This is a genomic window from Pseudomonas sp. GW821-FHT09A09, from assembly GCF_059418405.1.
This window is the reverse complement of record NZ_JBWKPU010000002.1, coordinates 1-8,893: the sequence shown is the minus strand read 5'-3', so window position 1 is coordinate 8,893 and position 8,893 is coordinate 1. Positions and strand designations below refer to the sequence as shown.

The window sequence follows — 8,893 nt, the reverse complement described above, 5'->3', positions numbered from 1 at the left end:
GCGTTTCGGAGATCGCCATCGCCGGCAAGCCGGCTCCTACAAGGGGGCGTGATTAGCCAGCGGGCTTGGGCGGCGCCTTGGGCTTTTTCGGCGCGGCCGGTTTGGCAGCCGCAGGCTTGGCTTTAGGCGGCGGCTTGGGGGCAGTCTTGGGTTTAGCCGCAGGTTTGGGTTTGCTCGGCGTCAGCGCTTCGGCTTCTGCCAGTTTGCGCGCCATCTCCCAGTGGCGTGCGTCCTCCCCATGAGGTTTGCCCTCGGACTCCCAGATCTGATGCGCCAACTCGCGTATGCGTTTGTCTTCAGTACTCATCACAATGCTCCTCACAGAAAATGTTCAGCTTTCTTGATCATCAGGATTGATAAAGACATTGACCGGGAAATCCCCCAGGGCAGTGCTGATCAGCAGCTCCTTGTCTGGTGTGACTGCGCCAGTATGAAAAAGTCCCTTCCAGTTTTGTGTGGCAGTGGCGAACGGTAATTTCACCCGCGTATCGCCCCAAACCTGCGCATTGATGTGGGGCCGCACACCGTTTTCAAGCAAGCGATGGGGCCAGCGCGGCACCACCACCAACAGGTGTTTACCTTGATGCTCGCGGCAAAACGCGACGACGTGATCGGCGTGTTTGCCCACCACCTCCAGTGGCAAATAACGCCCGCTGCGAAACAGTTCAGGGTGGGCCTTGCGCACGGCCAGTCCCCCGGCGATCAACGCCTGTTTGATACGCCCGTCCTGCCAGTTCGACAACTGTTCGCCGATGTCCGGTGGGCTGTTGAGCGCACGTTGCCGTGCGTCGAAATCCACCGGGCGACGGTTGTCGGGGTCGACCAGGCTGAAGTCCCAGAACTCGGCGCCCTGGTACAGGTCCGGCACCCCCGGCACCGTGAGACGAAGCAAGGTTTGCGCCAGCCCGTTCAGTGCACCGGCCGGGGCGATGGCCTGGGCAGCAGCGGCGATGGCGGCGCGCAGGGCCTGGCCTTCGTCACCCAGCAGCAGGCGCGTGAGGAATGTTTCGACGCCTTTTTCGTAGGCCTCGTTGGGGGCGCTCCAACTGCTCTGCAACTTGGCTTCGCGCAGGGCTTTCTGTTGCCACTGCCACAGGCGCTGCCGATAGCCTTCAAGGTCCGGGTTCCGCTCCAGGGGCCACGTGCCCAACAGCACCTGATACAGGATCAACTCGTCACCCGCCGAAGGGCTGTCGGCAGATTCGCGCAACGACGCTGCCAGGGTGCGCCACTGCTCCACCTGCTCGACGTACCACGGCGCGCATTCGCTGATCACGGCCAGGCGCGCGCGGCTGTCCTCGCCCCGTTTGTGGTCATGGGTGGCGGTGGCCAGCAGGTTGTCGGGGAAACTCTGCAGACGTTGTGCGTTGATGGCATGGAAATCGGCCAGCGGTGCGCTGAACTGCTCGGTGCTGAAGCCCACGTCATTGCGCGACAGCAGCACCGCCGAGCGATAGAACGCGGTGTCTTCCACCGCCTTGGCCGCAGCGGGCGAGGTCAGTTGCTGGAAGCGCACGCAAGCATGCTTGAGGATCTTGCGTTCGCGGCCCACCGGTCGGTTGCGCCAGGGTTGGCCGCCGAGCGATTGCTCCAGGTAGTCAAGCACCGGCCAGTCGCCTTCGCCCAGCGTGCTGCGCGCGCCTTCCAGGGCGTGCTGGAATACCTTGTCGTCATCGGCGCTGCGCCCCCGGGCACTGATGTAAGTGCGGTAGACGGGGAAGTGCACGATCAGCTCCTGCAACGCACGGCGGATTGCGCCCAGGGTCAGGTCGCGGGTCATGACATCGTCACGGGCCACTTGCAGCAGGGCCTGCGCCACACTTTCAAAGTCGCCGCCGAGGGAGCCGTTGAGGATTTGCTGACGGGCCAACCGCGCTTCTTCGATAAAGGCCGAAGGGCGTTCGCTGTGGCGTGTCCATGACTCGGCCAGCGGCTCAAAGCCTTGCGGGTCGTGTTGCAGCAGTGACAACTGGTTCATGAATTCGTAGCCGGTGGTGCCGTCCACCTGCCAATCAGTGCGCAGGGTTTCGCCTTCACCGAGGATTTTTTCCACGAAGATCGGCAGGTGCCGTTCCGGTGAAAGCGTGTCGACGCGACGGCGCAACTTGCGGCAGTAACCCCGTGGGTCGGCGAGGCCGTCGATATGGTCGATGCGCAGGCCGTCCACCAGGCCTTCACCGATCAGTTCGAAGATCTTGCCGTGGGTGGCTTCGAACACCGCGCTGCGCTCGACCCGCAGGCCGCCCAGTTCGTTGACGTCGAAGAAGCGCCGCCAGTTGATGTCGTCCGCCGCCGTGCGCCAGCTGGCCAGGCGATAGGTTTGTTGTTCGAGCAAGGCGTGCAGGCGGTCGAAGTCGAACGTGGCCAGTTGCTGCTCGATGGCGTGCAGCACGTCAGCCTCAGTAGCGCGTTCTGCGAGCGCTTGCTTAAGCCACGCCGCCTCGTGGTAAGCGTCATCCTGATAGGCAAGGGCGGCGAAGCGTTCGGCCAGGGGTTTGAGTAAAGGGTCGCTGCCCAGAATCATCGCGTAATCCCGAGGGCAGATGGGGAAGCGATGTTCGTAGTGTGCCGCGTAGAAGCTACCGTGTGCAGCATCGAAGGCCAGGGTCAAGGTACCCGTTTGCAGGGCTTCGCCGTAGTCGCTGCCGAGGAAGGGCATCAGCAACTGCCCCTTGAGCAGCGGGTCGGGCGAATGCCACTGGATATCGAAGAACTCGCAATAAGGGCTCAGGCGCCCCCATTCCAGCAGGTCGAGCCACCACGGGTTGTCGGCGCCGCCCACGGCCATGTGGTTGGACACGATGTCGAGGATCAGCCCCATCTCGTGCTCACGCAGCGCGGCGACCAGGCGGCGCAAGGCCGGTTCGCCGCCCAGCTCCGGGTTGACGGTGGTGGGATCGACCACGTCGTAGCCGTGCATGGAGCCGGCACGGGCACTGAGCAACGGTGAGGCGTACAGGTGGCTGATGCCGAGTTTGGCAAAGTACGGCACCAGCGGCACCGCGTCGTCCAGGGTAAAACCTTTATGAAATTGCAGGCGTTGGGTGGCGCGCAGCGGCAGGGCTTTCATCGGTCACGCTCGTGGGCCTGGTTGCGCGCCACCGCGAGCAATTCCAGGCGGCGCGCGGCGCTTTCGCTGTCGAGCAGGCTGGCGGCTTCACCCGGCAGGCGGCGGCGCCAGTTGGGGTGGGTGTCGAGGGTGCCAGGGAGGTTGGCCTGCTCCTCGATGCCGAGCGCGTCTTCCAACGGCAGCAATACCAACGGCGCACGGGTGTGGCCCAGGTAGCGCACGCTGGCATCGATCATGTGGTCGGTGTCATTGCGGATTTCATCGACGAAGTTCTGCGGGTCTTGGCTCAAGGCCTGGCGCAGCGCCTGGCGTTCGCGCAGGCGGTGTTCGCTCCATTGCTCCACCGTGGGCGCGTCGATCAAACCGAGCTGGATGTTCCACTCGATATCGCGGCTGTGCCACCAACCGTTGAGGGTGGGCAAGTCGTGGGTGCTGGTGGTGGCCAGGGCGTTGTCGGGCCAGTCGAGGATCGGCTTGAACTGGCCATCATGGTTCTGTTCGAACAGCAGCACGCGCATGCCGAGGATCGAGCGGCCGCTGAGTTTTTCGCGCAGGCCATCGGGCACGGTGCCCAGGTCTTCGCCAAGGACGATGGCCTGGTGGCGGTGGGATTCCAGGGCCAGCAGGCGCAGCAGGTCATCCACCGGGTAATACAGGTACGCACCTTCCCGGGGCGAGGCGCCCATGGGAATCACCCAAAGGCGCTGCAGGCCCATCACATGGTCGATGCGCAGGCCGCCCGCGTGGGCGAAGTTGGCCCGCAGCATTTCGATAAAGGCGCGGAAACCGTTGCGCTTGAGGCCCTCCGGGGAAAACGCGGAGATGCCCCAGCCTTGACCGGATCGGTTGAGAATGTCCGGCGGCGCGCCCACGGTCAGGTCGGCCAGCAATTCATCCTGGCGGCTCCAGGCCTGGCTGCCACCGCCGTCGGCGCCCACGGCCAGGTCGGCGATCAGGCCCACGCCCATGCCGCTGCCGCGGGCGGCTTGCTGCGCACGTTCCAGGCTGCGGGCGATCAACCATTGGCTGAAGGCGAAGTAGCCGATTTCATCACGGTGGTCTTCGGCGAATTGAGCCAGCGCCGCGCTCTGCGGGTTACGCCAGGCGTCTGGCCAGTGGCGCCAGTCCAGGTCTTCACCGGCGGCCGCGCGCTGGGCTTGCACGGCCTCGAAGCGGCAGTGATTTTCCAGGGCCTCGCCACCGGCCTGGCGAAAGCTCAGGAAGTCGGCATGTTGCGGATGCTCGCCGTGGCGGAAGTCTTCATACAGCGTGCGCAGCAAGCGTTGCTTGGCCTTCGCGGCTGCAGGCCAGTCGATCAGGGTGTGCTGTTCCAGGGTGTGCAGCTCATCGGCGAGGCCGGCGGCCTCGATGGCGTTGCGTACCTCACGCTCGCCCAGGATGCAGCCCGGTGACGCGTAAAGGCTGTTGAGGAACAGGCGGCTGGACGGTGAGTAAGGGCTGTAGCGGTTCGGGTCGGCACTGAACATCGCGTGCATCGGGCTGATCGCTAGCGCATCGGCACCGCGCTCGGCGGCCGAGCGCGCCAAATGCTCCAGAGCCAGGGTATCGCCGAAGCCGCCGTCACCGAGGCGGCGCAATGCATACAACTGAGCGCTCAGGCCCCAGGCCCGGGCGGGGCGGCTGTCCACCGCTTCAGCCACGCTGTAGCAATGGATGGGGGCCACGGCCAGGGTGAAGACCTGATCGCTGATGTGCACTTGGTGGTACCCGAGCGCAATGACGCCTGGTAGAACGGCGTTGCCATCCAGGCGCAGCTCAAGGGTTTCGCCGTCTTCGAGGTTGACGCGGCACAGGGTGTCGGGTTCGAAGTAGCGCGCCAGGTCCAGCCCTTCGCCACTGTCGATGGTCATCAAGGGCGGCAGGTGTTTGTTCTGTTGCACCTGTTCCAGTTCGAGCAGGCTGGCGTCGATCTCGGCATCGGTATCGGCCGGGTGGCCGAGGCCTTTGAGGACCGCACGCAGGGCGTCGGGCTTCACGTGTTGCGGGCGGCCGTTTGCGTCGATCCAATCGACGGCCAGGCCCGCGCGGCTGGCGAGAATTTCCAGGTTCGCTTCGCTCAAGGGTGCTCTCCAACAGGGAATAGGGCTACGCGCGCACTGAACGGCGCCAGCAGGGCCGGGTCATGGGGGCGCGTTTCGAATAGCAGGTGGGACGGCGCAGGGTGAGTCACGGGCGCTGCGCTCAGATTGAGGTCGATCTGCAACAGGCTGCCGTTGCCCAGGCGCCAGCGCGCAGTGACGGCGCCATCGGCCAGCACCTGTGCGCCCAATGCAACGCTGCCGGGCAAATGCGGCACGAGGTGCTGGTGGCGCAGGTGCAGCAGGTGGCGATAGAGCGCGGTGTGGTCGTTGTCGGTGAAGCTGGGGGCGGAGTGCTCAAAGGTCGACGCAGCGTTGGGATCGGGAATGCGTTCGCGCCGTTCGGGGTCGTGGAAGGCGGCGAAGTCGGCGAATTCATTACGCCGGCCTTCGCGCACGGCCTCGGCCAGTTCGCCATGGTGATCGGTGAAAAACAGGAACGGCTCGGTGGCGTTGGTTTCATCGCCCATGAACATCATCGGGATCATCGGCGACAGCAGCAGTAACGCAGTGGCGGCCTTCAGTGCCTCGGGCGAACAGAGTTGATGCAGCCGTTCGCCGAGGGCGCGATTGCCGATCTGGTCATGGTTCTGCAAAAACAGCACGAAGGCGCTGGGCGGAAGGTGCCCGCTGGGTTCGCCACGTGGATGGCCGTGGCGGGTCGCTTGACCCTGGTAGATAAAACCTTCGCCCAGGCAGCGTGCGAGCTTGGCGGTGGTGTCCGCGGCGAAGTCGCTGTAATAGGCGTCGGTTTCGCCGGTCAGCAGCACGTGCAAGGCATTGTGGCCGTCGTCATTCCACTGGGCATCGAACTCGTGTTCCAGCAGGCTCGCCTGGTTGAATTCGTTTTCCAGCACCAGCCACACATGGCGGCCGATATCGGCTTGCTGGCGCACCCGTTGCGCCAGCTCCTTGAGAAACCCCGGGTTGTCGATGGCATGCACCGCATCCAGGCGCAGGCCGTCGAAGCGGTACTCCAGCAGCCACATCAACGCGTTATCGAGGAAGAAGTCGCGCACTTCGCGGCGGTCAAAATCAATGCCCGCGCCCCAGGGGGTGTGCACGTCTTCCTGGAAGAAACCCTTGGCGTACTGGCCGAGGTAATTGCCGTCCGGGCCGAAGTGGTTGTAGACCACGTCGAGGATCACCGCCAGGCCGTGTTCGTGGGCGCTGTCGATCAGGTGCTTGAGTTGTTCGGGGGTGCCGTAGGCGGCGTGGGGTGCGTAGGGCAGTACCCCGTCGTACCCCCAGTTGCGTTCGCCGGGAAACTGCGCCAGCGGCATCAACTCGATGGCGGTGACGCCCAGCTCGGCCAGGCGCGGCAGGTGTTTTTCCACGCCGGCATAGCCGCCCAGCGCGCCAACGTGCAGTTCGTAAATGACCGCCTCGTGCCACGGGCGGCCCTGCCATTGGCTATGTCGCCATGGATAGGCGAGCGGGTCGACGACTTGGCTCCAACCATGGACGTCCGTGGCCTGGGCCCTGGACGCTGGATCGGGTACATCGGTTTCGCCGTCGATGTTGTAGCGGTAGCGCGTGCCCGCCGCGCAGCGTATTTCCGTTTCGAACCAGCCCTCTGCCTGGGGCAGCATGGCGATGGACTTGCCGTCTTCCAATTCAACGCTGACGTAAAATGCGTCTGGCGCCCACAAGGCAAAACGCGTGTGTTGCGCGTCCAGCATGATTGCGCCGTGGGGCCAGGTTTCCAGAGTCCGTGACGGCATCTATGAAGCCCTCCCTTGATTATTTAGCCGATTTCCCCAAGGCCTTGGCCACCAGTTGTTCGTACAGTTCGGCGTAGGGTTCGACCGCCTGGCACCAGTTGAAGGGTTGGGTCATGGCGCGGCAGCGCATGGCGTTGAGCAGCCCGGTATTGGCAAATACATTGAAGGCACGGCTCAGCGCTTCTTCGTAGCTCTCTACCGTGGATTCATTGAACAGGAACCCGGTGACGCCATTCTCGATGGTGTCGGCCAGTCCCCCGGTATTGCGGGCTACCGGCAGTGAGCCGAAGCGCTGTGCATACATCTGGCTCAGGCCGCAGGGCTCATAGCGCGAAGGCATCAGCAGGAAGTCGCTGCCGGCGAACATGCGGCGGGCGTCGGTTTCGTTGAAGCCGATGCGCACGCCCACCTGGCCAGGAAAACGCAGGGCCAGTTCACGCATGGCTTGTTCTTCTTCCGGTTCGCCACGGCCGATAATCGCGATCTGGCCGCCATGTTCGACGATAAAGCTGGCAACGGCTTCGGTGAGGTCCAGGCCTTTCTGGTACACCAGGCGCGAGACCACGGCGAACAGTGGGCCGGTGGAGTCGTCCAGCTCGAACAACTCGCGCACGTGGGCGGCGTTGACGGCCTTGCCTTCCCAGTCACCGATATTGAAGTTGTGGGTCAGGTGCGTGTCGGTGGAGGTTTCCCAGCTTTCGTCGATGCCGTTGGGGATACCACTGAGCAAGCCTTGTTGAGTCTTGCTGGCGAGGAAACCATCGAGGCCGCAACCGAATTCAGGGGTGGTGATTTCCTGGGCGTAGGTGGCGCTCACTGTGGTGATGTGGCTGGAGTACGCCATGCCAGCCTTGAGGAACGACATCTTGCCGTAGAACTCCATGCCTTCTTGTTGCAGGGCATGGGGTGGAATGCCCAGCTCCGGCGTCGAGGCCAGGCTGACCACGCCCTGGTAGGCCAGGTTATGAATGGTGAACAGGGTCGGGGTGCGTGACCCACGCCAGTGCATGTACGCCGGGGCGAGGCCTGCTGGCCAGTCGTGGGCGTGCACCAGGTCGGGGCACCAATGAATCTGTGCCAGGTTGGCGGCCATGTCGGCGGCGGCCAGGCCCAGGCGGGCGAAGCGGATGTGGTTGTCCGGCCAGTCGCGACCGTTGTTGGCGCCGTAGGGGGTGCCTTCGCGCTCATAGAGTTCGGGGCAGATCAGCACGTAGATGACCAGGCCGTCCTTGAGGTCCATGCGCCCGATCTTGCACGGCGGCAGCGCGGCATGGCCGCCCAGTTCGCCGACGATGTGGATCGGGTTGTCGCTTTCCATCACCTGCGGGTAACCGGGGATCAGCACCCGCACATCGTGCAGGTGGGCCATGGCGCGGGGCAGGGCGGCGGACACGTCACCCAGGCCACCGGTCTTCACCAGGTCGGCAAACTCGGAGGTTACAAACAGGACTTTCTTGCGATTAGGGTTCTGACTCACGATCGGCCGCACAGTGGTGGGCAGGTCGGCCAGCGAAGGCCCCCCTACCGGCTGACTGACACGCTCTCCCTGAATATCTACAGCGGCACTGATCATAGTTCTCTCCTACATGTCTGTCGGCTAATGGCCCGCTGCCATTAGCTCCGATGACCGCATCCTGCGGTCAGGCGCACAAGCACTGTACAAACTGGCAAGGCGTATGCCAGTTGCACGCTCAGCTGAAAAAGATTGGATGGACGGGCATTTGCGACAGAGCGCGTGTGCTCGCCTTACCTTAAAACTGGACCTACGGCAGGTTTGGAAAGTTTCGATTTTTTGCGGGGTTTTTGTTTTCGAACGGACCCATCGGTCATCAGTCTAGGACAGATCCTAGAGCGTGTAGGGTTTGTGAGAAGATTTTGTAGGACAAAAAACTTGTAACCATATGCAGCTTTTGAAACATGATCCTTGTAGTGGGGGGGGGGGGGGGGGGGGGGGGGGGGGGGGGGGGGGGGGGGGGGGGGGGGGGGGGGGGGGGGGGGGG

The 8,893-nt window shown here is 63.9% G+C and carries 5 protein-coding genes; all 5 read right to left on the bottom strand.

All coding sequences use genetic code 11. The features are described from left to right. Positions 1-52 precede the first annotated feature (52 nt). From AC07OV_RS01495 to glgA, 5 genes are read right to left on the bottom strand one after another with little or no spacing between them, the layout of a single operon-like run. Positions 53-307: a DUF2934 domain-containing protein gene (locus tag AC07OV_RS01495; protein ID WP_176995938.1), complete on the bottom strand. Its 255-nt coding sequence runs from the start codon at positions 305-307 to the stop codon at positions 53-55. Positions 308-331: 24 nt separating this feature from the next. Continuing rightward, positions 332-3,070, bottom strand: a complete 2,739-nt coding sequence (locus AC07OV_RS01490) for a malto-oligosyltrehalose synthase (protein ID WP_495091323.1) — start codon at positions 3,068-3,070, stop codon at positions 332-334. After that, positions 3,067-5,151 carry a 4-alpha-glucanotransferase gene (gene malQ, locus AC07OV_RS01485; protein ID WP_494995913.1) on the bottom strand — a complete coding sequence of 695 codons (2,085 nt, stop codon included), beginning with the start codon at positions 5,149-5,151 and terminating at the stop codon, positions 3,067-3,069. Before malQ ends, AC07OV_RS01490 begins: the two co-directional genes overlap by 4 nt. Further along, a complete protein-coding gene (gene treZ, locus AC07OV_RS01480) occupies positions 5,148-6,893 on the bottom strand; it encodes a malto-oligosyltrehalose trehalohydrolase (RefSeq protein WP_494995912.1) in 1,746 nt (581 codons plus the stop codon). Before treZ ends, malQ begins: the two co-directional genes overlap by 4 nt. 19 nt (positions 6,894-6,912) lie before the next feature. Beyond that, positions 6,913-8,466: a glycogen synthase GlgA gene (gene glgA, locus AC07OV_RS01475; RefSeq protein WP_176995942.1), complete on the bottom strand. Its 1,554-nt coding sequence runs from the start codon at positions 8,464-8,466 to the stop codon at positions 6,913-6,915. Between the last annotated feature and the right edge of the window lie 427 nt (positions 8,467-8,893).

What these genes read in the sequence shown, in the direction of transcription:
- AC07OV_RS01495 (WP_176995938.1), bottom strand. Translation starts at nt 307, where the DNA reads ATGAGTACTGAAGACAAACGCATACGCGAGTTGGCGCATCAGATCTGG.
- AC07OV_RS01490 (WP_495091323.1), bottom strand. Translation starts at nt 3,070, where the DNA reads ATGAAAGCCCTGCCGCTGCGCGCCACCCAACGCCTGCAATTTCATAAA.
- treZ (WP_494995912.1), bottom strand. Translation starts at nt 6,893, where the DNA reads ATGCCGTCACGGACTCTGGAAACCTGGCCCCACGGCGCAATCATGCTG.
- glgA (WP_176995942.1), bottom strand. Translation starts at nt 8,466, where the DNA reads ATGATCAGTGCCGCTGTAGATATTCAGGGAGAGCGTGTCAGTCAGCCG.